General features: G+C 72.4%; 24 protein-coding genes. 15 read left to right on the top strand and 9 right to left on the bottom strand.

Annotation, left to right across the window (positions count from 1 at the left end; all coding sequences use genetic code 11):
- Positions 1–15: 15 nt before the first annotated feature.
- The 3 genes from JQN70_RS21010 to JQN70_RS13425 all read left to right on the top strand — a co-directional run bounded on the left by JQN70_RS21010 (position 16) and on the right by JQN70_RS13425 (position 3,635).
- Positions 16–2,619, top strand: coding sequence for an ATP-binding protein (locus tag JQN70_RS21010; RefSeq protein ID WP_204131872.1), 2,604 nt, complete (start codon positions 16–18; stop codon positions 2,617–2,619).
- Positions 2,620–2,689: 70 nt separating this feature from the next.
- On the top strand, positions 2,690–2,938 hold the full coding sequence (locus JQN70_RS13430) for a DUF4242 domain-containing protein (protein WP_204131871.1): 249 nt from the start codon (positions 2,690–2,692) through the stop codon (positions 2,936–2,938).
- Between the two features lies 1 nt (position 2,939).
- The gene (locus tag JQN70_RS13425) at positions 2,940–3,635 is read left to right on the top strand and encodes a hypothetical protein (protein WP_204131870.1); all 696 of its coding nucleotides are present in this window, start codon (positions 2,940–2,942) and stop codon (positions 3,633–3,635) included.
- 31 nt (positions 3,636–3,666) lie between these two features.
- Here JQN70_RS13425 and JQN70_RS13420 read toward each other — a convergent pair whose 3' ends face one another.
- Positions 3,667–4,269, bottom strand: coding sequence for a biotin transporter BioY (locus JQN70_RS13420; protein ID WP_204131869.1), 603 nt, complete (start codon positions 4,267–4,269; stop codon positions 3,667–3,669).
- Between the two features lie 102 nt (positions 4,270–4,371).
- Here JQN70_RS13420 and JQN70_RS13415 point away from each other — a divergent pair, with 102 nt between their 5' ends.
- A complete protein-coding gene (locus JQN70_RS13415) occupies positions 4,372–4,869 on the top strand; it encodes a DUF3253 domain-containing protein (protein WP_204131868.1) in 498 nt (165 codons plus the stop codon).
- Between the two features lie 7 nt (positions 4,870–4,876).
- On the opposite strand, the gene JQN70_RS21005 is transcribed toward JQN70_RS13415, so the two are convergent.
- From JQN70_RS21005 to JQN70_RS13385, 6 genes are all read right to left on the bottom strand, one after another.
- The gene (locus JQN70_RS21005) at positions 4,877–6,340 is read right to left on the bottom strand and encodes an LLM class flavin-dependent oxidoreductase (protein ID WP_204131867.1); all 1,464 of its coding nucleotides are present in this window, start codon (positions 6,338–6,340) and stop codon (positions 4,877–4,879) included.
- A 10-nt stretch (positions 6,341–6,350) separates the two neighbouring features.
- Positions 6,351–7,058 (bottom strand): ABC transporter permease, encoded by a 708-nt coding sequence (locus JQN70_RS13405; RefSeq protein ID WP_204131866.1) that lies wholly within the window; start codon positions 7,056–7,058, stop codon positions 6,351–6,353.
- 4 nt (positions 7,059–7,062) lie between these two features.
- The gene (locus JQN70_RS13400; RefSeq protein WP_204131865.1) at positions 7,063–7,977 is read right to left on the bottom strand and encodes an ABC transporter ATP-binding protein; all 915 of its coding nucleotides are present in this window, start codon (positions 7,975–7,977) and stop codon (positions 7,063–7,065) included.
- Positions 7,974–8,873, bottom strand: coding sequence for an ABC transporter permease subunit (locus JQN70_RS13395; RefSeq protein ID WP_204131864.1), 900 nt, complete (start codon positions 8,871–8,873; stop codon positions 7,974–7,976). The genes JQN70_RS13400 and JQN70_RS13395 overlap by 4 nt, the downstream gene beginning before the upstream one ends.
- Positions 8,866–9,933, bottom strand: coding sequence for an ABC transporter ATP-binding protein (locus tag JQN70_RS13390; RefSeq protein WP_204131863.1), 1,068 nt, complete (start codon positions 9,931–9,933; stop codon positions 8,866–8,868). The genes JQN70_RS13395 and JQN70_RS13390 overlap by 8 nt, the downstream gene beginning before the upstream one ends.
- Positions 9,934–10,043: 110 nt before the next feature.
- Positions 10,044–10,775 carry a zinc ribbon domain-containing protein gene (locus JQN70_RS13385; protein WP_204131862.1) on the bottom strand — a complete coding sequence of 244 codons (732 nt, stop codon included), beginning with the start codon at positions 10,773–10,775 and terminating at the stop codon, positions 10,044–10,046.
- 154 nt (positions 10,776–10,929) lie between these two features.
- Here JQN70_RS13385 and JQN70_RS13380 point away from each other — a divergent pair, with 154 nt between their 5' ends.
- From JQN70_RS13380 to JQN70_RS21000, 11 genes are all read left to right on the top strand, one after another.
- Positions 10,930–11,793 carry an alpha/beta fold hydrolase gene (locus JQN70_RS13380; RefSeq protein ID WP_204131861.1) on the top strand — a complete coding sequence of 288 codons (864 nt, stop codon included), beginning with the start codon at positions 10,930–10,932 and terminating at the stop codon, positions 11,791–11,793.
- 128 nt (positions 11,794–11,921) lie between these two features.
- Complete coding sequence (locus JQN70_RS13375) at positions 11,922–12,302, top strand: 2Fe-2S iron-sulfur cluster-binding protein (protein ID WP_204131860.1); 381 nt, start codon at positions 11,922–11,924, stop codon at positions 12,300–12,302.
- Positions 12,303–12,305: 3 nt separating this feature from the next.
- Positions 12,306–13,220 carry a catechol 2,3-dioxygenase gene (locus JQN70_RS13370; protein WP_204131859.1) on the top strand — a complete coding sequence of 305 codons (915 nt, stop codon included), beginning with the start codon at positions 12,306–12,308 and terminating at the stop codon, positions 13,218–13,220.
- 144 nt (positions 13,221–13,364) lie between these two features.
- Complete coding sequence (locus JQN70_RS13365) at positions 13,365–13,856, top strand: GlcG/HbpS family heme-binding protein (RefSeq protein ID WP_204131858.1); 492 nt, start codon at positions 13,365–13,367, stop codon at positions 13,854–13,856.
- Positions 13,853–14,293, top strand: a complete 441-nt coding sequence (locus tag JQN70_RS13360; RefSeq protein ID WP_204131857.1) for a hypothetical protein — start codon at positions 13,853–13,855, stop codon at positions 14,291–14,293. The genes JQN70_RS13365 and JQN70_RS13360 overlap by 4 nt, the downstream gene beginning before the upstream one ends.
- 60 nt (positions 14,294–14,353) lie before the next feature.
- Positions 14,354–15,358 (top strand): ferritin family protein, encoded by a 1,005-nt coding sequence (locus JQN70_RS13355; RefSeq protein ID WP_204131856.1) that lies wholly within the window; start codon positions 14,354–14,356, stop codon positions 15,356–15,358.
- 19 nt (positions 15,359–15,377) lie between these two features.
- Positions 15,378–15,668: an MmoB/DmpM family protein gene (locus tag JQN70_RS13350; protein ID WP_204131855.1), complete on the top strand. Its 291-nt coding sequence runs from the start codon at positions 15,378–15,380 to the stop codon at positions 15,666–15,668.
- 15 nt (positions 15,669–15,683) lie between these two features.
- A complete protein-coding gene (locus tag JQN70_RS13345) occupies positions 15,684–17,225 on the top strand; it encodes a YHS domain-containing protein (RefSeq protein ID WP_204131854.1) in 1,542 nt (513 codons plus the stop codon).
- Positions 17,226–17,230: 5 nt separating this feature from the next.
- On the top strand, positions 17,231–17,557 hold the full coding sequence (locus JQN70_RS13340) for a phenol hydroxylase subunit P4 (RefSeq protein WP_204131853.1): 327 nt from the start codon (positions 17,231–17,233) through the stop codon (positions 17,555–17,557).
- An 88-nt stretch (positions 17,558–17,645) separates the two neighbouring features.
- The gene (locus JQN70_RS13335; protein WP_204131852.1) at positions 17,646–18,740 is read left to right on the top strand and encodes an NADH:ubiquinone reductase (Na(+)-transporting) subunit F; all 1,095 of its coding nucleotides are present in this window, start codon (positions 17,646–17,648) and stop codon (positions 18,738–18,740) included.
- Positions 18,741–19,319: 579 nt separating this feature from the next.
- Positions 19,320–20,291 carry an HNH endonuclease signature motif containing protein gene (locus tag JQN70_RS21000; RefSeq protein ID WP_204131851.1) on the top strand — a complete coding sequence of 324 codons (972 nt, stop codon included), beginning with the start codon at positions 19,320–19,322 and terminating at the stop codon, positions 20,289–20,291.
- A 314-nt stretch (positions 20,292–20,605) separates the two neighbouring features.
- Here JQN70_RS21000 and JQN70_RS13325 read toward each other — a convergent pair whose 3' ends face one another.
- On the bottom strand, positions 20,606–21,256 hold the full coding sequence (locus JQN70_RS13325; RefSeq protein ID WP_204131850.1) for a hypothetical protein: 651 nt from the start codon (positions 21,254–21,256) through the stop codon (positions 20,606–20,608).
- A 421-nt stretch (positions 21,257–21,677) separates the two neighbouring features.
- Complete coding sequence (locus JQN70_RS13320) at positions 21,678–22,145, bottom strand: hypothetical protein (RefSeq protein ID WP_204131849.1); 468 nt, start codon at positions 22,143–22,145, stop codon at positions 21,678–21,680.
- Between the last annotated feature and the right edge of the window lie 181 nt (positions 22,146–22,326).

The following is a 22,326-nucleotide window of genomic DNA, read 5'->3' as shown; positions in this document are numbered from 1 at the left end:
CCGTAGCATCGACGGGTGACGCTCAGGGAGCGCGAGGAGCAGCTCGAGGTCGCGGCCCGGTACCTCTCGGAGGCCACGGCCGGCCAGGGGCGGCTGGTGTACGTGGCCGGGGAGGCCGGCATCGGCAAGACGTCGTTCGTGCAGCGGGTCCTCGATGACGCGGGTGGGGCGGCCCGCGGGGTCGTCGGGCAGTGTGACGGCTCGGCCACCCCCGCGCCGCTGGGCCCACTGGTCGACATGCTGCCGGACCTGCCGGACGGCGTGTGGGCACCGGGTGTGACGCGCCAGGAGGTGTTCTCCCGGCTGGTGGCCGCGCTGCGGGATCCGCCCGGCCGCCCGCCGTACCTGGTCGTCATCGAGGACGCCCACTGGGCCGACGAGGCCACCCTCGACCTGATCCGTCACGTCGCTCGCCGCGTCCACGACTGCCGCGCACTGGTGATGGTGACCTATCGACCGGAGGACGTCTCCGCCAACGGGTTGCGCCTGCTCCTCGGCGACACCGCGGCGGCGCGTGGCACGCGGCGCATCGACCTGCCCGCGTTGTCGGCGGAGGGCGTCGCAGCCCTGGCCGCTGAGCACGGCCGTGACCACCCGGACGCGACGGTCACCGATGCCGGCCGGCTGTACGAGGTCACCGGAGGCAATGCGTTCTTCGTGACCGAAGCCCTCTCGGCCGACGCCGACGACGTGCCCCAGACCGTGCGCGACGCCGTCCTGGCCCGGGTGTCGCGGCTCGACGAGTCCGCCCAGCGGGCCCTCGAGGTCGTCGCGCTGGCCGGCGCGAGGGCGCGGGTCGAGCTGTTGGCCGAGCTGCTGGCGACGGGGCTCACGGAGATCGACGAGCCGCTCCGCCGCGGGCTGTTGCGGGAGGTCGACGGCGACGTCGTCTTCCGCCACGAGCTGGCGAGGCTGGCGGTCGTCGGCGAGATCCCGGTCGGTCGCGGCGTCCACCTGCACCGGCGGTTGCTGGCGGCGCTCGAGGCCCGTGGTGCCGACCCCGCGGTGCTCGCCCACCACGCCGAAGGGGCCGGCCTGGCCGACGCGGTGCTGCGGCACGCACCGGTGGCCGCGACGCGCGCGGCCGAGCTCGGGGCCCACCAGGAGGCGGTGCGGCAGTACCGGCGTGCGCTGAGGCACGCCGACCGGCTCGACGACGCCGCCCGGGCGGATCTGCTCTGGTCCCTGGGGTACGAGTGCTACCTCACCGAACGGATCGACCAGGCGATCGACTGCACCCGGCGGGCCCTGGAGATCTGGGAGCGGTCGGGGGAGACCCTGCGGGTCGGTGACGCGTGGCGCTGCCTGTCCCGGCTCAGCTGGTTCGCGGGGCGGGGCGCGGACGCGGAGCGGCAGGCCGACACCGCGATCGACCTCCTGCACGGGACCCCGTCGGTCGAGCTGGCGATGGCCTACAGCAACCGCACCCAGCTGCGGATGCTGTCGAGCGACCTCGAGGGGACGCGCACCTGGGGCGCGAGCACCCTCGAGGTCCTGGAGCAGCTGCCGGACGGTCCGGGACGGCACGAGGTGCGCGTGCACGCGCTCAACAACCTCGGCACGATGGAGGTGACGGCGGGCGACCTGGCGACGGGGCAGGGCCTCCTCCTCGAGAGTCTGGAGGGGGCGCGCTCCGCCGGCCTGCACGAGCACGCCGCGCGGGCCTACTGCAACCTCGCCTCGGCCGCCGTGGTCCAGCGTCGGCACGGCGAGGCGAAGCGGTACCTCGACGAGGGCATCGAGTACTGCGGCGAGCGCGACCTCGACTCCTGGACGCTGTACCTGGAGGGTGTCCGGTGCCGGTTCCTGCTCGACGCCGGCGACGCCCCCGCGGCTCGGGCCCTCGCGCAGTCGATCCTCGACCGTGGCGAGCTGGCGGCGATCGACGCCATCGAGCCGGTCCTCGTGCTCGCGCACGTCCACGCCCGGCACGGCGACCCCCGATCGACCGACCTCCTCGCCCGGGCGGCCGAGCTGGCCGAGGGGATGCAGGAGGTCCAGCGCATGGCGCCCGCCGCGGCCGCTCGCAGCGAGGCGGCCTGGATCGCGGGTGACGTCGACCTCGCCGCCGCGGTGGCGACGGACGCCTGGCCGGTCGCACTGAGGGCCGACTGTCCGTGGAACCGCGGGGTGGTCGCCACATGGCTCCCGCCGGACGTCGCCGTGTCGGCCGACGTGCTGGCGCCGCCGTACGCGGCGGAGCGCGAGGGCCGCTGGGAGGACGCCTCCGCGCTCTGGGAGCGGCTCGGGTGCCCGTTCGAGCGAGCGATGGCACTGGCGCGCAGTGCGACTCGTGAAGGCCTCACCGAAGCGGTCCACGGGTTCGACCGGCTCGGGGCGGACGCCGCCGCCGCGCGCTCACGAACGATGCTCCGGGCCCGGGGCTGGCCCGCGCCCCGGACGCCGCGTGGCACGCCGCACGTCAACGGCCTGACGCCTCGTGAGCTCGAGGTCCTCGCGCTCGTGGGCCGCGGGCTCCCCGATGCCGGGATCGCGGAGCGGCTGTCGATCTCCCGGCGCACGGCCGAGCACCACGTCGCCTCGATCCTGGCGAAGGTCGGCGTCAGCTCGCGTCGCGAGCTGGTCGGCATGGGTAGCGGCCGCCCGGAGGATGGGTAGCCGCTACCGATGAGGGGGGCTGCGCCGGGTGGCTACACCTGAGGGACGACACCTCAGGAAGGGACACATCATGCCGCTGTTCATGGACATCCACAGCCTCGGAGCCGGGGTCACCGTCGCCGACGTCGCGAAGGCACACGCCGCCGACCTGGCCACCCAGGGCGCCTACGACGTCAGCTACCTGCGCTACTGGGTCGACGAGGGCAAGGGCCAGATCTTCTGCCTCGTCGAGGCCCCGGACGCCGAGGCCGCCCACACCGTCCACCGAGAGGCCCACGGCCTCGTGGCGGACGCGATCTTCGAGGTCGAGGAGGGCTGAGGTGGGCTCGCCTCGGGGAACCCCACGCCGCCTGGGCGCCGCCCTCGGCCTGGCCGGCCTCCTCGTCGTCGGCTGCGCGCCGCCCCCGTCGACCCCGCACGACGCGGCCGGCCTCGGAGGTGCGGTCAGGGTCGACCACCGCAGCGCCGACGACCTGCTCGAGCACCGCCACTTCCTCGGCCGTCCCGCGGACGGACGACATCCACACCCGGACGCCTCGATCGGCCGCGCGGACCGGGCCGCGGCGCAGCTGGCCACGGCGGCGTTCCAGGACGAGGAGGTCGCCGAGGCCGCCGGATGGCGGAGCACCCTCGAGGCCCTGGGGTGCTTCCAGAGCCCGGGGCGTGGGGGGATGGGGGTCCACTTCGTCAACGACGCGCTGCTCGACGACCGGGTGGACGTCTCCCGTCCGGAGGCACTGGTCTACGAGCTCGACCGTGACGGTGCGGTGGCCGGGCTGGTCGCCCACGAGTACATCGTCCCGGTGGACGCCTGGACGCGGTCGACCCCGCCGCAGCTGTTCGGCGTGGCCTTCCACCGCCACCCGAGCCTGCCCCTGTACGTGCTCCACGCCTGGGTGTGGAAGGACAACGCGCGCGGCGACCTCGACGACTGGAACCCGGCCGTGCGCCTGTGCCCGCCCGGCGTGCCGATCTTCGGGGAGGACCGTCGTGCGTCCTCGAGCGCCCGGTCCTGAAGCGGGGTGCCGGGGCCGGCGGCCGCGATCGTCAGTCGTGCTCGGCGGCGCCGACGAGCCGCCACGCGCCGGGCAGGAGGCCGGCGGCGAGCAGCGCCTTGAGGGCGTCACCGAACAGGAACGGCACGACACCGATGGACACCGCCGCGGCGAGCGACATCCCGGTCGACAGGGCGAGCCAGCCGGCCCCGAACACGTAGATGGTCAGCGAGGCGGCGACGGCCGCGGCGAGCTGGCGCGGCACCGAGCGGTCGTGACCCCGGCGGGAGGCGAGCCCGGCGACCGCGGCGGCGGCGAGGAAGCCGACGAGGTAGCCGCCGGTCGCGCCGAGGAGGACGTGCGCACCGCCGGAGGCGTCGGTGAACACCGGGAGCCCGACGACGCCGAGCAGCGTGTAGAGCGCCATGCTCGCGACGCCGCGCGCGGGCCCGAGGGCCGCGCCCACGAGGAGGACCGCGAAGGTCTGCCCGGTGACGGGGACCGGCGACCCCGGGACGGGCACGGCCACCTGGGCGGCGAGCGCGGTGAGCAGCGCGCCGAGGCCGACGGTGACGCCGGTGCGGGTGAGCGTGCGGGGCAGGACCGCCTCCGCGAGGACGGCGCGCGGGCGGAGGGGGACGGCGGCGGTGGTCATCAGGGCTCCGAGGTCGGGGTGAGTGGGCGCCTCCATCCTGCCGCTCTCGATGGCGCGCTCCGCAGCGGGGTGACGCGATCGACACGGCGTAGCGTCGTGCGGGTGGTGGACGGCGACGAGGGACCGCAGCGGACGGCCGACGGCAGGTACCTCGTCATCGACGGGCGACGCTGGCGGGCAACGGATCCCGGCATCCCCGAACGACTGCGGGCCGAGCTGGTGGCCGAGCTGATGGATGCCCGGCGAGCCGTGCGCGCCGAGGGCGACGCGGCTCGCCACCGCGTCCAGGACGCCAAGGTGGCGCTCGGGGAGCGGGGCGAGCCGTGGTGGGACGAGCCGACGGAGGAGGGCCGGCGCGAGCGGGTGGCCGCGACCTACCGGACCCTCCTGCGGCACCGGCCCGAGGGGACGACCTGCCCGAGCGAGGCGGCACGGGTCGTCGGGGGTGACGGCTGGCGGTCGCTGTCGCGGCCGGTGCGGGACATCGCCTTCGACCTCGCGGACGAGGGCGGGCTGCAGGTGCTGCAGAAGGGCCGGCCGGTGCAGCGCGACGTCCGGGGGCCGGTGCGCGTCGGCCGGGGGCCGCGCTTCGAGGCCTGAGGCGCCGTCAGCGCACGAGGTCGGCGAGGGCGAGGACGTCGTCGGGTGCGCCGAGGTCGGGCGTCGTGAGGAAGACCGTCGACACCCCGAGGGCTGCGAGCTCCGCGTGCCGGTCGCGGTGCTGCCCGACCGTTCCGGCGTGCGAGCGGGCCGCGAACGTCGAGGCCGCCGTCCGGCCGCGCAGCCGCTCGACCCGCGCCCACACGTCGTCGCGGTCGCGGCCCACCACGGGGACGTCGAGCACGGTGACGGCGACCTGGTCGGGTGGGCGACCGACGTCGGCGCAGTGCTGGTGCAGCGCGGCCACCTTGCGCGACAACGTCGTCGGGTCGGTGGTCGTGAGGTTGCAGCCGTCGCCGAGCTCGGCGGCGATCCGCAGGGTCCGGTGCTCGCCGTTCCCGCCGACGAGCACCGGCACGGGGCCGACCGGCCGCGGGTAGCACGTGGTCTCCGGCAGGGAGACGCGCCCGTCGTCGTACGGCTTGGTGCCCGCGGCCCAGAGCGCGCGCATCGTCCGGATCGAGCGGTCGAGGGTGTCGAGCCGCTCACGGGCGGTGGGGAAGGGCACCCCGAACCCCGCGTGCTCGCGCTCCCACCACCCCGCGCCCACCCCGAGGAAGGCGCGACCCCCGGTGAGGGCCGAGAGGGTGGCGGCGGCCTTGGCCGTGACGCCCGCGGGACGGAACGTGACCGGCGTGACGAGCGTGCCGAGCCGCAGGCCGGTCCCCAGCCCGGCGAGGGCCCCGAGGGCGACCCACGGCTCCGGGATCGTCTCCCAGGCCCGTCCGACCTGGGGGATCTGGACGAGGTGGTCCATCAGCGCGAGCCCCGAGAACCCCGCCTCGTCGGCGGCCAGCGCCATCGAGCGCAGCCAGCCGAGCGGGTCCTCGCCCCACGGGAACCGGGACAGCTGGAGCACCACCTCGACGCCGGTGGACGTCCGCCGTGAGCCGTCGGGGGCCGCTGCGGCCGAGGGCTGTTCGATGGACGGAGCGGTCGCGGTGTCCGCGGTGTCGACCACCACGACGTCGTCCCAGCCCTCCGCGGCGAGGTCGGCCCGGGCCACGTCCAGCTGCCGCAGCTGCTGCGCGAGGACCTTTGCCGGCACCGGCCGGTCGCGGGCGGCGTTGCGCTGCCGGCAGACCGCGGTGGGAGCCGTGACCACGACGGCCACGGCGGGCAGGCCCGCGGCCCGGGCCGCGGTGAGCCAGGACCGGCGGCGCGTGGTGTCGAACCCGAGGGTGTCGACGACGGTCGTCAGGCGGCGGCCGACGCGTGCGGACACCACCGCCTCGAGCACCGCGAACGCGTCCGTGGAGGCGTCGAGGTCGGCCGGCCCGCTGCCGACCACGCCCCGCAGGCCGTCGGACGAGACGACCTCAGCGGGCCGGTACCGCTGCGCCGCCCAAGTCGACTTGCCGGAGCCGGAGGCGCCGACGAGGACGACGAGGGCCGGGTCCGGGATCGCCACGGGCGGACCGCTACTCGTCGCCGCGCAGGGTGAACGAGCGCAGCCGGTCGCCGGTGAACCACACCGAGCCGAGGGTCACGACGAGCGCCGCGACGACCGCGAACACCGTCCCGACGTCGGCCGTGCCGACGAGCGGGCTGAGCGCGTGCGCCACCTCGCGGCCCCACGCCCCGACCGAGAGGTACCGGATGCCCGAGAGCACCGAGCCGAGCACGCCCTCCCAGAACAGGGTGTAGAGCAGGCCGATGACGACGGCGTGCCGGGTGAGCGCCGCGAGGCCGAGGAAGAGCGCCGAGTAGACCGTCCCCGCGACCGCTCCGCCGACCCCGAGCGCCGCCGCTCGCCCCGGCTCGGAGGCGTCGAGGACGAGCGCGACGACCCCCAGCGGCAGCGCGCCGAGGAGCATCGTCGTCAGCCAGGCGGCCGCGTACTTGCTCACCGCGATGACGTGCCGGCTGACCGGCTTCGAGAGCAGGTAGACGATGGAGCCGTCGTCGACCTCGGGGCCGAGGACGGCCGTCGAGGCGAGCAGCGCGACGAGCGGGAGGGCGAGCGAGAAGCCCAGGCCGACGGTGGCGTCGAGACCGGTGTCGCCGTCGGCGAGGCCCTTGACGACGAGCGCCAGGACGAGCAGGGCCACCGGGACCACGAGCAGGACGAGCCCCCGGCGGCGCCCGGCGACGGCCTGCACGGAGAGGCGGAAGAGGGTCCGGTTCACCGGGTCAGCCCCCCACCAGGTAGGAGAAGACGCTCTCGAGGGAGTCGTCGGTGGGGGCGAGCTCGAGGACCCGGATGCCGTTCTCGCGGGCCACCCTCGGCAGCCGCAGGGCGAAGGATCCGAAGTCCGCGACCGACACCGCGATGCCTCCCTCGGGGCGCAGCGACACCGCGACGACCGAGGGTTCGGCGATGAGCCGTGACGCGAGTGCGCGGTCGTCGTCGGCGACCACGACGTACTGCACCGGGCGGTCGGTCATCAGCCGCCGGATCTCCCCGAACTCCCCGGACGCGGCGTGCCGCCCGGAGACGACGACCTCGATCTGCCGGGCGACCTGCTCGACCTCCTCGAGGATGTGCGAGCTGAAGAGCACGGTGCGGCCCTCGGCGCCCATCCGCCGGAGCAGGGCCATGAGGTGGAGGCGCTGGCGCGGGTCGACGCCGTTGAACGGCTCGTCGAGGAGCAGCACCGACGGGTCGTGGACGAGCGCGGAGGCGAGCTTGACCCGCTGGCGCATCCCCTTGGAGTAGGTGCCGATGCGCCGTGCGGCCGGCTCGGTCATCTCGACGACCTCGAGCACGCGCTCGGTGGCGGCGCCGGGGTCGGGCAGGCCGTGCAGCTCGGCGTTGGCGAGGACGAACTGGCGGCCGGTGAGGTACCCGAAGCTCACCTCGCGCTCGGGGACCAGCCCGATCGACCGGTACACGGAGGTGGTGCGCCACACCATGGTCCCGTCGAGGGTGACGGTGCCGGCCGAGGGTGCGAGGAAGCCGGACATCATCGCGATGAGGGTCGTCTTGCCGGCGCCGTTGGGGCCGAGGAGGCCGGTGATGCCCGGGCGCACGGTCATCGAGATGCCGTTGACGGCGACGACGTTGCCGTACCAGCGCGAGGTCTGGTCGAGGGTGAGGACGCTCACGACGTCGCCTCCCGCCGGTACCGCGCGACGAGGGCCACGAGGCAGGCCGCCGACAGCCCGACGAAGACCGCGACGTACGCGAGCTCCATCCCCGTCGACGACGGCGGGGTCGGGGTGTCCGCGCCGGCCCAGGCCCCGATGAGCCCCCGGTAGAGCGAGTACGGCGAGAAGAGGCCGGCGACCTCCCCGACCCGGGTGCTGCCGCTGGACTCGCTCGAGATGCCCTGGATGACCGTGACGACGCCGTTGGCGATGACGAGGAGCGCGATCGTCGCGACGACGGCGAAGCCCCGGCGGGTCGACCACGACGCGATGAGCCCGGCGATCCCCGCGAGGGAGAGGGCCAGCAGCACGGCGAGACCGAGGGCCTTGGCCGCCTCGCGGGTCTGGTCGGAGACGTCGAGCTCGATGAGGAGGGCGACCGCGTAGAGGATGACGATCGGCAGGACGAGGAAGACGAGCGTGGCGGCGAGCAGGGACGCCCAGCGGGCGAGGGCGTAGGCCCCGGAGCGCAGCGGGCGCGCGAGGTAGAGGGCGATGGTGCCGTGCCGCAGGTCGCGCGAGAAGAGGACCGGAGCCTGCGAGGCGACGAAGATGCCGAGCAGCACCTGCGTCGTCGAGGCGTACTCGGCGTAGCCGATGGGCAGCTCGTCGAGGCTCGCGAAGGCGGCGACCCCGCCGACGATGACGGCCGGCAGGAGGTTGAGGGCCAGGAGGACGAACGGGAGGATCTTCGAGCGCCCGGACCGGCCGAGGCCGAAGGCGTTGCGGAAGCCGGTGACCACGAGGGCGCGGGCGATCGTGGCCGGCGGCATCCGGGTGCCGGTGTACGGGCGGTAGCCGAGGTCGTGGATGACGCTGCGGCCCTCGGGGGTCGGCGTGCTCGGGTCAGTCACCGGGAGCCCCCTCGAGGCGGCGGTGCCGACCGGGCCGGCGGCTGGCGTCGGCAGTCGGTGCGGCGCCGCCGGGTCCCGGTTCTGGTGCGGCGACGGGAGGGCCGCCGGCCGGCGAGGTCGCGGCGGGCCGGTCGACGGGCGCGTCCTCCGGCTCGTCGGCGAAGACGTCCTCGATGCGTCGGTGGTCGGTCTGGAGGCGGACGAGGCCGAGGCCGAGGTCGCTGGCCGTGTCACGGACGAGGTCCCGGACGTCGAGGCCCTCCGCGGTGGCTCCGACGCTGAGCACGGATCCCCGGTCGGCCACCGCCACACCGGCGTTCGTCAGGGCGGCGGCCATCCGGGCGTGGGCGTCGTCGCCGAGGACCTCGACGAGGAGGGCGCCCGTGGCGTCGAGGAACTCGTCGGTGCGCGAGGCCCGGAGCAGCCGCCCGCCGTCGAGGACGACGACGTTGTCGCTGACCCGCTCGAGCTCGCCGAGGAGGTGCGAGGTGACGACGACGGCGATGCCGAAGTCGTGGCCGATGCGGCGGACGAGGCCGAGCATCTCCTCGCGCGCCGCGGGGTCGAGGCCGTTCGTCGGCTCGTCGAGGAGGACCAGCCGCGGGTCGTGCACGAGCGCCTGGGCGAGCTTGGCCTTCTGCTTCATGCCGGTGGAGTACCCGCCCATCGGCCGGTAGCGCTCCTCGGCGAGCCCGACGTGGCGCAGCACCTCGGCGGCCCGCTCGCGGGCGGCCACGCGGGGGAGGCCGGACATCATCGCCATGTGGACGACGAAGTCGCTGGCGCTGACGTCCGGTGGGAGGCAGTCGTGCTCGGGCAGGTAGCCGACCGCGGCCCGGACGGCGGCGCCCTCGGTGGCGACGTCGTGGCCGAGCACCTCGGCGCGACCCCCGGTGGCGGGGATGAGCCCGAGGAGGATCTTCAGGAGGGTCGACTTGCCCGCACCGTTGGCCCCGACGAGCCCCGTGGTGCCCTCGCCGACGTCGAGGGTCAGGGCGTCGAGGGCGAGCACCGCACCGTAGTCCTTGGTGAGGTGCTCGACGCGCACGACCGGGCCCATCGCCTCACGGTATCGGTGTCGGCGTGCGCAGGTCGTGAAGATCCTGTGGAGGTGTCGCGGCGGCCAGACCGTCGTCGACGCCGGAGCGCGGTGCCGGCCGGGCGCGGTGACTACTTCGCGACGTCGATGTAGACGAGGGCGTCGGTGCCGCCGCGGCAGACGACGGGCGTGGTGTTCGCGCAGGTCATCTCGTAGTCCTTCTTCGTGACCGGCGACGTCGCCGTGACGGTGGCGGGCAACGTGCCGCCGGCGGCCTGCAGGGCGCGGGCCGTCTCGATGGCGAAGTCGCAGGTCGTCACCTCGTTGCCGCTCCAGGCCGTCATGCCGCCCTCGAGCTCGCCGCACTTCTTCGCGGTCGAGGCGCGCTGGGTCGGCTGCGGACCGGTGGGAGAGGCGGACGGCTGGTCGGTGAGGGAGGCCTGACCCGAGGGTGCCGTCGTGCTCGAGGCCGTGGGTGACGCGGCGGTCGGTGACTCGGGCTCGTCGCCGGAGCCGAAGTACCAGAGCAGGCCGGCGAGCATCAGGAGCCCCACCATGGCCAGCGCGACCATCCCGAGGCAGCCGCGTCGCGAGTCGGGGTCACCGGGCCCGGTGCCGCCGGCCGGGGCCAGGTGCTCGTCGTCGCGGTCCGGGTACCCGCCACCGGGCCGGTGCACGTCCGGGTACTGGGAGAAGGGCAGCAGCTCGTCGAGGTCGGAGGTGTCGTCGAGGGCCGGCATCGGGTCGTCGTCGCCGGCGGGCGACAGCGGCTCCTCGTCGCGGCGGGCGAGCAGGGCGGTGCCGCAGCGCGAGCAGAACCGCGCCTCGTCGGCCTGCGTGGCGCCGCACTCGGGGCAGGTCACGGGTGTCTCCGTCCGTGGGGGTACATCCCCGCCACGATAGCCAGCGACCCGCCGCGGGCCCCAAATCCGTGCGGGGCCGCGGCCGGTGACCCGGGGGTTCGCGACGCCGGAACGGTCGGCCCGTCCGCGACGGGACGCCCCTACCCTGCGCCCCATGACGACCACGTCCGCCCCCGTCACCACATCCGCCGCCGGCCCCGAGATCGGCCGCACCGTCACGGCGGGAGGCATCGAGACCAACGTCCACGTCCTCGGCGACCCCGCCACCCAGCCGGTCGTCCTGCTCGTCCACGGGTCGGGCCCCGGGGTCACCGCCTACGCGAACTGGCGGCTCACGATGCCAGCCCTCGCCGAGCGGTTCTGCGTCGTCGCGCCCGACATGGTCGGCTTCGGCTTCACCGACCGCCCCGAGGGGTTCGAGTACTCGATGCCGTCCTGGACCGCCCACCTCGTGGCGCTCATGGACGCCCTCGGCATCGAGCAGGCCGACGTCGTGGGCAACTCCTTCGGAGGCGGGCTCGCGGCCTCGCTCGCCGTGCACCACCCCGAGCGACTGCGGCGGCTCGTGCTCATGGGGGCCACCGTCTCGCCCCAGCGGATCACGCCGGGGCTGGACGCCGTGTGGGGCTACCGACCGTCGGTCGAGAACATGCAGGCCCTCCTCGAGCTGTTCGCGTACGACCGGGAGGCGCTCGGCCCGGACCTCGCGCGGATCCGCTACGCCGCGAGCACCCGGCCCGGCGTCCAGGAGGCCTTCGCGGGGATGTTCCCCGCGCCGCGCCAGCGCCACCTCGACGCCCTGACCCAGCCGATCGCGGCCATCGAGGCGATCCCGCACCGGACGCTCGTCGTCCACGGGCGCGACGACCGGGTCATCCCCGTCGAGTCCTCGTACGCCCTGCACGGGCTCATCCCCGACTCGCAGCTGCACGTCTTCGGCCGCTGCGGGCACTGGACGCAGATCGAGCACGCCGACGCCTTCAACCGGCTCGTCGGCGACTTCCTCGCCGCGCCCTGACCCGCCGCCGGACGCCACCGGCGCCACGTTCCGGGATGAGGAACGTCTGTGGCCCGGCCCGCGGCGCCCGGCGACCCTCGTTGCAGGCGGCAGGGTGTCGCCCACCCACTGACCGCAAGGGAGCGCCGGTGCCGACCGTGAGGATCCACCCGACGGGCGAGGTCATCCACCTCGAGCCCGCGGAGACGGTCCTCAGCGGTCTCTACCGGGCGGGGTACTCGTACACCGTCGGCTGCCGACGCGGCGGCTGCGCGATCTGCAAGGTCGACTGCCGGTCCGGTGAGTTCTCCTACGACCACCCCATCGCCGACACCGTCCTCGACGAGGACGAGCGCACCGACGGCACCTGCCTCAGCTGCCGCGCCGTGCCGACGACGGACATCACCATCGAGCTGCGCGGCGAGGACGTCCGCCTCGTCAACCCCTTCCTGCGCCAGATCAACGAGAAGGCGCGCCTGCGCGCCGAAGCACTCGCCGCCGCCCCGGCCGGCCCCACCACACAGGAGTAACGCATGGCAGTCATGAGGATGGGCTACGCCCACGTCCGCGTCACGGACATGGCCGAGGCCAAGGACCACTACGCCAACACGATGGGTCTCTACGAGACCCACTCCGAGGGCAACAAGACGTACTACAAGGCCTGGGACGAGTGGGACCACCACTCGGTCGTCCTCGAGGAGGGCGGCGTCGGCCTCGTGAAGTTCGGCTGGAAGGTCGAGTACTCGAGCGACCTCGACGAGATCGAGAAGCGCGCCACGGCCTTCGGCGTCACCGTCGAGCGGATGAGCAAGGGCGAGAACCCGGAGATCGGCGACGGCATCCGGTTCACGACCCCGAGCGACCACGTCTTCGAGGTCTACCACGAGGCGACCTGCATCGGCACCGAGGTCGGGACGCACAACCCGGACGCCTTCCCGCGCCACCTCGTCGGGGTCGGCGTCCCCGCCCTCGACCACGCCCTCATCACCGCCGAGGACCCGGGCCTGATGGACCGCTTCCTCACCGCGGTCTTCGACTTCTACCCGACCGAGCGGGTGCAGACCAGCCTCGACTCCGACGCCGACATCATCGCGACGTGGATGACGAGCGGGAACCAGATCCACCAGCTGGCCGTGCTCGCCGGCCCGAACTCCAAGCTGCACCACTTCGCCTTCCGGCTCGGTGACTGGGTCGAGGTCGGCCGCGCCGCGGACCTGTTCTCGATGGACGACGTGCCGATCGACATCGGCCCGACGCGCCACGGCATCACCCGCGGCCAGACGGTGTACTTCTTCGACCCCTCGGGCAACCGCAACGAGGTGTTCGCGGGCGGCTACCTCGCCTTCCGCGACCGCCCGATGTCGGTGTGGACGCCGGACGCGCTCGGCAAGGGCGTGTTCTACCACGCCCGCGAGCTCAACGACGCCTTCACCTCGGTCCTCACCTGACGTCCGGTCCGGGCCCGCCCGGACCCCTCGGCCACCCCTCCGGGTGGCGGCGGACCTCCTGCACCCGTCGCCACCGCGGTGGCCCCTGCCCGCCGGCCGGCCCGGTGGGCCCCCGCCCACCTCGACGACGAGGAGGAGCAGCCGATGCTGGTCCGCACCGAGACGACCCTGACCCTCGCCGGGGCCCGGGTCGCCCTCGACGCCGCGCTGGCCCGAGCCGAGGAGGTCGGCGGGGCCTTCAACGTCGCGGTGACCGACGCGTCCGGGACGCTCCTCGCCTTCGCCCGGATGGACGGCGCGTTCGCGGCCTCCGGCGACATCGCCCGCGACAAGGCCTGGACGGTCACCGCCTTCGGGGGCCTGCCGACCGGGACGTTCTACGACGCGATCTCCGGCGAGGACGCCGTCCGCGAGGGCATCGCGCACCGGCCCCGGGTCGCGGCCTTCGGCGGCGGCGTGCCGGTGCTCGTCGACGACGTGCTCGTCGGGGCGGTCGGCGCCTCCGGCGGGTCGGCCGCGCAGGACACCGAGGTGGCGGCCGCCGGCGCCGCCGCGGTCGAGGCCCTCGCCACCGACGTCGTCCTCGCCGTCCCCGGCGACGAACCCCACCGAGTCCCGGAGAGGACTGCTCGATGACACCGTTCATGCTCCGCGTCGCCGAGATCGTCGGCACGCCCGAGGACCAGCTCCCGTCCGTCGACGACCTGGCCCCCATGCCGGAGACCCGGATCAGCCGGCGGATCGCCACCGGTACCGGGGCCGACCGGCAGGTCGCCATCCGCTCGCTCGCCGAGCAGCTGGTGAGCGAGGCCAACGCCGTGCTCGGCCCGGCCGACGACCGGCTCGACCTGGTCGACGAGCCGCTGCCGCACGAGCTGGCGTTCAAGGTCACCCACCGGGGTCGCGCCGCCCGGGTGTCGACGACCTTCGAGGACGGCACCGCCTACGGACGGCTGGTCGGCGACGGCTTCGACGCCGAGGTGCCCCACGAGCTCGAGGGCCCCGACGCCCTCCCCGACCTGCTCGTCCGGCTGCTCGTCGAGTCCGGCGTCCGCCACCACCACGTCCCCTGACCCACCGACCCACCCCGAACGGACCGGACACCCGAGCCGGCCAGCCCCCGAGGAGGCACCGTGCAGTACGAACTGCGGACCCAGGTCATCGACCCGCCGCGCAAGACGTTCGACCACCTCGTCAAGCGCTACGGCGACCGTCCCGCCTCGCGCTACGAGGAGGGGACGATCGACATCCAGGCCAAGGAGAACTTCCACTACCGGCCGCTCTGGGACCCCGAGCACGAGATCTACGACGAGGCGTTCAGCGCGTTCCGGCTGACCGACCCGTACTCGTTCACCGACCCGCGGCAGTACTACTACGCGCCGTACGTCACCTCCCGGGCCGCGATGGCCGACGCGGTCGCCGCGACGCTGGACTACCTCGACTCGCGGGACCTGCTCTCCCGCCTGCCCGACGCCTGGTCGTCGGTCATGGGTGAGCTGCTCGTCCCGCTGCGGCACTACGAGTCCGGTGCCCAGATGGTGTCCTGCGACATCGCCCGCTTCGGGTTCGGCACGACGATCACCCAGTGCGCGGCCTACGCCGCCTTCGACCGCATCGGCAACGCGCAGGCGCTCAGCCGGGTGGGGATCGCCCTCGGTGGCGGGACGGCGGAGCTGCTCGGCGACGCCAAGACGCGCTGGGTCGAGGACGCCTCCCTCCAGGGGCTGCGCCGCCTCGTCGAGGAGCTGTTCCTCGAGAAGGACTGGGGCAAGGCCCTCGTCCGTCTCGACGTCGCCGACCGGCTCGTCTACTCGCTCTTCTTCGCCCACCTCGACGACGCGGCCATCGACGGCGGTGCAGGGTCGTACAGCCTCGTGGCGCAGCACCTCTCGAGCTGGTTCGCGGACCACCGCAAGTGGGTCGACGCGCTCTACAAGGCTTGGGTCGCCGACCCGGAGACAGGTGCGGCGAACAAGGGCCTGCTGGCCTCCTCCACCGCCGAGGCCCTCGACGCCGCACTCGAGGCGCTGCGTCCCGTGGCCGCCCGGGTGGACGAGCTCGTGGGCGCCGGCGCCGGTGCCTCCCTCGAGTCCACCGCCACCACGATCCGCGAGACCGTCGCGGCTCTGACCGACTGACCGGGAAGGACCAGAACCCGTGAGCACCACCGCCGCCACCCGCCCCGTCGGCGTGGACATCCAGGAGAGCGAGACCAACCGCTCCGTCGTCGAGGCCATCGAGGCGACCAACGAGGGCTGCACCGTGCAGCACATGCCGGGACTGGTGCGGATCACCGCACCGGGCCGCCTCGTCGTCACCCGCGAGTCGGTCGAGGAGCGCCTCGGCCGCGAGTGGGAGACCCACGAGTTCCAGCTGGCGATCGTCAGCTACTTCGGGCACATCAAGGAATGGGATGACGACGAGATCGTCATCGCCTGGGACCACTGAGAGAGGCTGCGAGACATGACGATCGCCCCCAAGGCCCCGCGCAAGCTGACGATGAAGCAGCGCTACGAGGCGCTGACCCGCGACCTCGACTGGGAGCCCTCCTACGTCGAGACCTCCGAGGTGTTCCCCTACACCGAGTTCGAGGGCATCAAGATCCACGACTGGAGCAAGTGGGAGGACCCCTTCCGCCTGACCGTCGACGCCTACACGAAGTACCAGGCCGAGAAGGACAAGCGGCTCTACGCCGTGCTCGACGGGTTCGCCCAGAGCCAGGGTCACCTCTCGCTGACCGAGGCGTCCTACCTCAACGCGATGAAGCTCTTCCTCCAGGGCGTGACACCGCTGGAGTACCAGGCCCACCGCAACTTCGCCTACCTCGCCCGGCACCTCAACGGGCCGGGGCCGCGGTTCGCCGCGCTCTGCCAGTCGATCGACGAGATGCGCCACACGCAGACCGAGATCCACACCCTCTCGAACTACAACAAGTACTACGGCGGGTTCCACAACTACCTCGAGCAGCACGACCGGGTCTGGTACCTCTCGGTGCCGAAGTCGTTCTTCGACGACGCCCTGACCGCCGGGCCGTTCGAGTTCCTCATCGCCATCGGGTTCTCGTTCGAGTACCTGCTGACCAACCTGCTCTTCGTGCCGTTCATGTCGGGCGCCTCCTTCAACGGCGACCTCCCGACGATGACCTTCGGCTTCTCGGCCCAGTCCGACGAGTCCCGGCACATGACCCTCGGCCTCGAGGCGATCAAGTTCCTCCTCGAGCAGGACGAGGCGAACGTGCCGATCGTCCAGGCGTGGATCGACAAGTGGTTCTGGCGCGGGTACCGCGTCACCGCCCTCGTCGCGCAGATGCTCGACTACATGCTGCCGCGCAAGGTGATGAGCTGGAAGGAGGCGTTCGAGCTGTACTTCGAGGAGCAGATGCTCGGCGGCCTGTTCCAGGACCTCGCCTTCTACGGCATCACCCCTCCGAAGCACGTCGAGCACGCCATCGCGGAGAAGGAGGTGCTGTCGCACCAGGTGTACTGGACGCTCTACCAGTTCTCGCACGCGGCGGCCTTCACGACGACCTTCCCCGACGCCGAGGCCCAGTCCTGGCTGTCCGACAACTACCCGGGCACGTTCGACAAGCTGTACAAGCCGCTGTGGGACAAGGAGGCCCGCAACCTCGAGGCCGGCGGGCGGCACTTCGTCCGCGGGCTGCCGCAGCTCTGCCAGGTCTGCCAGATCCCGATGCTCTTCACCGAGCCGGACGACCCGACGACGATCTGCCAGCGGCACTCGGAGTACCGGGGCGAGAAGTTCCAGACCTGCTCCGACGGGTGCCAGTGGATCTTCGAGCGCGAGCCGGAGAAGTACGTGCAGGCCTGGCTCCCCGTGCACCAGATCTACCAGGGCAACTGCGGCGGGCCGACCGTGCCCGACGTGCTCGCCTGGTACGGCATCCAGGAGGGCGACGGCGGCGAGTACAAGGGCTCGCTCGACGCCGCCCACTGGGCCCGGTGGCACGACGCCGCGGACCACTCCCACATCGGATCGGAGGCCTGAGCGCCATGGCCGTCAACAGCATCGGCACGTACGACTTCCCGTCCCGCTCCCGCCAGGAGCTGTACGGCGACGACCAGCTCGTGCACGTGTGGTTCCAGGAGAACATGTGGTTCTGCGCGTCGGCCTGCTTCCGCGCCCCCAAGGCGATGACGTGGGGCGACTTCTGGAACGGGCTGCTCGTGCCCTACGCCGAGGAGGACCCGGACTTCGACCCGGGCGCCCGGCGCGTCTGGACCCTGCACGGCGAGGTCATCGAGCCGCGGGACGACCAGACGCTCGAGGAGATCGGCGTCGAGCACAAGGACGTCATCGGGATGCGCGTCCTCGCCTGAGGTCCACCACCCACCACGTCGGCCGCCGCGCAGGGTCCTCCCGGTGCGGCGGCCGGTGTGTCACACCGCGAACGGAGCACGAGACCCCATGACCCAGTCCCACACCATCACCGTCGAGCCCTTGGGCCGCGAGGTCGAGTGCCGGGAGGACCAGAGCATCCTCGACGCCTGCCTGCGCAGCGGGGTCTGGCTGCCGCACTCGTGCACGCACGGCACCTGCGCGACGTGCAAGGCCGACGTCCTCGAGGGCGAGGTCGACCACGGGGCGGCGAGCTCGTTCGCGCTGATGGACTACGAGCGCGACGAGGGGAAGCTGCTGCCCTGTACCGCCCGACCGCGGTCGGACGTCGTCATCGAGGCGGACATCGACGTCGACGACTCGGTCGAGGTCTTCCCCGTACAGGACTACACGGCCACCGTGGTCGAGCTGACGGAGATCGCGCGCGAGACCGTGCGCCTGGTCGTCGAGCTGGACCGCGAGATCGGCTTCAACGCAGGCCAGTACCTGAAGTTCCAGGTGCCGGCGGCCGACGGGCTGCCGGCCGTCGACCGCACCTGGTCGATCGCGTCGCCGCCGACGGAGGCGCGGCGGTTGGAGTTCCACGTCCGCCGCGTGCCGGGCGGGCGCGGGACGGACGGCTGGGTGTTCGGCGGGCTGGCGGTCGGCGACACCGTGGCGGTGTCCGGACCGTACGGGCGCTTCGTGCTGAGGACCGGCGACGACCGGCACGCCGTCCTCGTCGGTGGAGGGACGGGGCTGGCCCCCCTGAAGTCGATGCTGCGGCACGCGCTCGAGAACGGTGAGTACGAGGGCCACCTGACGCTGTACCAGGGCGCCCGGACGCGCGAGTGGCTCTACGACGTCGACTACTTCCGTTCCCTCGCAGCGCGGTTCCCGTCGCAGTTCACGTACCGGCCGTGCCTGTCGGAGGAGTCGGCGGCGGACTGCGGCGACGAGGCGGGGCGGTACGGCTTCGGCATGGTCACCGACGTCATCGCCGCCGACCACGAGTCGCTCAGCGGGTGCTCGGGGTACCTCTGCGGTCCGCCGCCGATGGTCGAGGCCGCACTCAAGACGCTGATGGGCAAGCGGCTGTTCCCGCGGGACATCCACCGCGAGGAGTTCTTCAACGAGTCCGACAAGGAGTCGGGCGCCGTCCGGTCGCCGCTCATCAAGCGCTGAACGTCGGGTGGGGTCGGGGACGGTCCGTCGTCCACAGCGGCTGCGTTCCCGGCACTTGTCCACAGGGTGGATCGTGGACGGGGTGTCTATCGGTGGTGGCTGCGAGAATGGCGGTATGACAACGGGGAGAACCGAACTCGCGGAGCGCCGCTCCTGTGTCGAGTCCGCGCGGGAGGCGCTGGCCGGGTTCGGTGAGCTGCTGGCGGCAGCGTCGGGGGCGGAGCTCGGTGAGCTGCTGGGCGTGCTGGACGAGGTCGCGGCGGGGCGTCGGCGGCGCGGGTGTCGGTGGCGGTCGAGGCCGCTCGCCGCGGTGAGGTCGCCGGGTCCGAGGTGCAGGCGTGGGTGCGGGAGCACGCCCCGTCACTGCGTCAGGGTGGCGCGGTGGCGGTGGCGCGGATCGCGCTCGACGTCGTGGCAGCCGGGTCCGGCCTCGACGGTGGCCGCCCCGCCCAGGACATACCCCTGAGGATCGTCTGGGACGCCGTGGAGTCCGGGCGGCTGGGGGCCGGGACGGCGTGTGCGGTGATGCGGGAGAGCGCGCGCCTGGAGCCACTGTTGCGCCCGGAGGCTGTCCCGACCGTGGCCACCGCCTTGGTGGCGCTCGCGCAGGAGCACGGCACGACGCTGATGCGCCGGCTGCGGCCGAGGCTCATGGCCGACCACGGGCACCACGGTGCGCTCGACGACCTCCAGCAGCGACTCCGCGGCGCCGCCCGGCTGTCGATGCCGCACGTGGAGTCCGGGGACCTCACGGAATACCAGCTGTGGATGACTCCGGAACAGGCCGCCACCCTCGAAGCCGCCATCGGGCCGCTGTCGGCACCGGCACCGAACGAGGAGACCGGTGAACGGGACCTGCGCCCGGCCGGGCAGCGTCGCGTCGAAGCGCTCACGGAGGTCTGCGTGGCCGCGAGCGAGCTGGAGTCCGTCGCCGACGCCGGGTCACCCGCGACGCTGCACGTCACCATGTCGCTGGCCGACCTGCAGGCCGGGGCCGGCGCCGGAGAGGTCATCGGCTCCACCGCCGACGGAACCCTGGTCAACCCGGAGACCTTGCGCCGTCTCGCCTGCGACGCCGCCCTCATCCCGCACGTCCTCGGCACCGCCGACGAGCCGCTCACCCTCGGCCGGCTCGAACGGCTCTTCACCCGACCCCAGCGACGCCACCTCTGGCTCCGCGACCGCGGCTGCACCTTTCCCGGCTGCACCGCACCGGCCGCCTGGGCCCGCGCGCACCACGTCCGGCACTGGGCCGACGGCGGGGCCACCGACGTCGCCAACGCCGCCCTGCTCTGCCAACGACACCACACCGTCGTCCACCGACGACGACTCTGGGCCGAAACCCGCCGAACACCCGACCAGCACGGGCGCCACGTCGTCTGGGACCTCACCGACGGCTCCTACGACCGAGCCCTCGCCGCCCTCCCGCCACCCGACTTGGCGCGCCGGCCGGAACATCACCCGCGTGACCCGATGCGGGAGGAGGGCCCGGACCTCGACCGGCCGTGCGATGACCTGATCGAGGGTCGCCGAAGCACACCTGCCGCGTGACGCATCAATCGCCCATGCCGATGAGCGGGTGGGACCACGGAAGCATTCAGTTGAGACCTGTCGCTACTGATGCAGCCCCGGACCATGGCTTGGTTGGAGGACTCACGGCGGATGCAGATAACGCATCGCCCGCTGGAGTGTGCTTGGGCACACCTTGTCGTCGGCTCATTCGCTTGCGCCCAACCGTGATAACCCTAGGAGGAGATTGACGTCGGACGCCATCGCTGGGCCAGCCCGTCCGAGATGCCGCCTCTGGGTATGAGGCGGAATCGCCTCGGTTCTGCGTCGAGCAACAAGGGAGGGCAATTGACCACTCAGTCGGTTGGGCGGGTCCGCCTCACGCCGACTACCGCTCGAGCGTCCTTCGAGAGAAGCCATGTGAAGTCACCATGGAGGACAGCTACGACAGTGTCTCCATCGTTGTTGCCGATGCTTCCACTAACCATTGCGATGGAGAGCGCCTCGCGAATGGCGGCTTCGAGCGAAGCGTCGTCGACGTGTTTCAGGCCATGCAGTTTGGCGAACGCGTTGAGCGTTCGGGAGGTCAAGAAGGCCGTCACCGGGTCAAGGGTTGCAACCACGGCTGCCGCTGGAAGCTCAGGACCTTCTTCGGGCCTGGGGCCGCGTGATGCCCTTGCCGTGTGGCCGAAGCGGGAGCGTACGCCCGCCTTGACTTGCTCCCAGGTCCGCTCTTTGTGGACCGTGGAGTAGTTCGTGATGACCGTCATCGAAGGGGCAATGGTGAGCTCGTACCCCTGTCGAGACAGGCCTATATAGCCGTTTCGGTGCACATCGCGTGCGCATTTAAGGATGAAGTCCTCAAGCATCATTCGGAGTTGCTGCTCTGCCTCTGCGTCTGACCCGCCGTGATGAAACCGGAACGACTCGCGGGCCGTCAGGGAAACCCGCACGTCCTCGACCTCGTCGATTCCGACGCTGAGTGGAACTTGCGAGGTTGACGCCACGTGAGCAGTAGTCCCCCGTGGCGTGCGGTCCTTGTGACCATCGGGTGCCTCGGGTCTGGCCCGGGTGAACCCGGCGCATTCTGGCTGATGGCACCAACCGTCGACGAGCCGGCCTCGGTTACTACACCGCTCGCCGTTCCTCCGGAAGCGCCGGCATTGGTCTGCCGAACCTCCGTCGGACGAGGGCTCCCACGTATCAGCCTCCATGCCTGCCTTCGGTCGCACGGTCTGCGGACGCTGATCGTCTCAGATTCGATCCAACCGCGACGCCAGAGCGCCTCACCTCCTCTGAGACCTCTTCGACTCGATGCCTGCCACAGATTCGACCCACTGGGCCGGCTTGCCCGGAGCCAGTCGAGCCCTCCCCGCCAACGTCCGACCATGCCGCAGGGCGCGCGGCACTCGGGTAGGGGTTTCGTAGTCAGACCTGCTCGCCCAGGACCTCGCCCAAGGCTGTGTTGGCTCGCTGCTCAATCGCATGAGCCCGCCCACTGAATGCGATGACCATGGGCACGTCGCGATGGCCTTCTTGTAGATCGAGTCGGAGCATGCGGAGGGAGCGCGATTGCCCGTACCAGTTCAGCTGCCCGCTGTACCCAACCGCTTCGACGCGAAGCACGCCTGAGGTCGGTGTGTTCCGGCTCATCAGCAGGCCGCGAGTTGTGACGTCGTCTCGATCTATAACCATGCCGAGCCTGATGGCACGACCAATCAGTACGGCCAAGATGACGACGATCACCAAGCCCGGCCATGCGGGACCAGCTGCGCTTGGCACTGGGTCGACCAAGCCACCAAGGGTCATCAGTGCAAACACCACGAGCACTCCGATGACGCAGCCTCGATACGGACCACTCGCAAAGACCACGCGTTGATTCTTCGACGCCGCCACGATCGACAGTATGGATTAGTGCTCGCAGCCCGCCGTCCCAATCGGATCAACGCCCGCTCATCAGCGTGAGGTGTTTAGCGTCAAGGGCTGGGCGGGTGCCCGGGTCCTGGTCGTCGGTCCCTGCATAGCGGTAATCGAGGTGTGCTCGGCAGCGTGTGATCGGGTTGTGTCGACGACGGGA

This window comes from Phycicoccus sonneratiae (assembly GCF_016887965.1).
GTDB classification, from domain to species: domain Bacteria; phylum Actinomycetota; class Actinomycetes; order Actinomycetales; family Dermatophilaceae; genus Phycicoccus; species Phycicoccus sonneratiae.
This window is presented reverse-complemented; position numbering and strand designations above follow the sequence as displayed.

Bases quoted from the DNA above. Each gene is read 5' to 3' on its own strand.
- JQN70_RS13430 (WP_204131871.1), top strand. From the start codon at position 2,690: ATGCCGCTGTTCATGGACATCCACAGCCTCGGAGCCGGGGTCACCGTC.
- JQN70_RS13420 (WP_204131869.1), bottom strand. From the start codon at position 4,269: ATGACCACCGCCGCCGTCCCCCTCCGCCCGCGCGCCGTCCTCGCGGAG.
- JQN70_RS13390 (WP_204131863.1), bottom strand. From the start codon at position 9,933: ATGGGCCCGGTCGTGCGCGTCGAGCACCTCACCAAGGACTACGGTGCG.
- JQN70_RS13380 (WP_204131861.1), top strand. From the start codon at position 10,930: ATGACGACCACGTCCGCCCCCGTCACCACATCCGCCGCCGGCCCCGAG.
- JQN70_RS13370 (WP_204131859.1), top strand. From the start codon at position 12,306: ATGGCAGTCATGAGGATGGGCTACGCCCACGTCCGCGTCACGGACATG.
- JQN70_RS13365 (WP_204131858.1), top strand. From the start codon at position 13,365: ATGCTGGTCCGCACCGAGACGACCCTGACCCTCGCCGGGGCCCGGGTC.
- JQN70_RS13360 (WP_204131857.1), top strand. From the start codon at position 13,853: ATGACACCGTTCATGCTCCGCGTCGCCGAGATCGTCGGCACGCCCGAG.
- JQN70_RS13345 (WP_204131854.1), top strand. From the start codon at position 15,684: ATGACGATCGCCCCCAAGGCCCCGCGCAAGCTGACGATGAAGCAGCGC.
- JQN70_RS13340 (WP_204131853.1), top strand. From the start codon at position 17,231: ATGGCCGTCAACAGCATCGGCACGTACGACTTCCCGTCCCGCTCCCGC.
- JQN70_RS13335 (WP_204131852.1), top strand. From the start codon at position 17,646: ATGACCCAGTCCCACACCATCACCGTCGAGCCCTTGGGCCGCGAGGTC.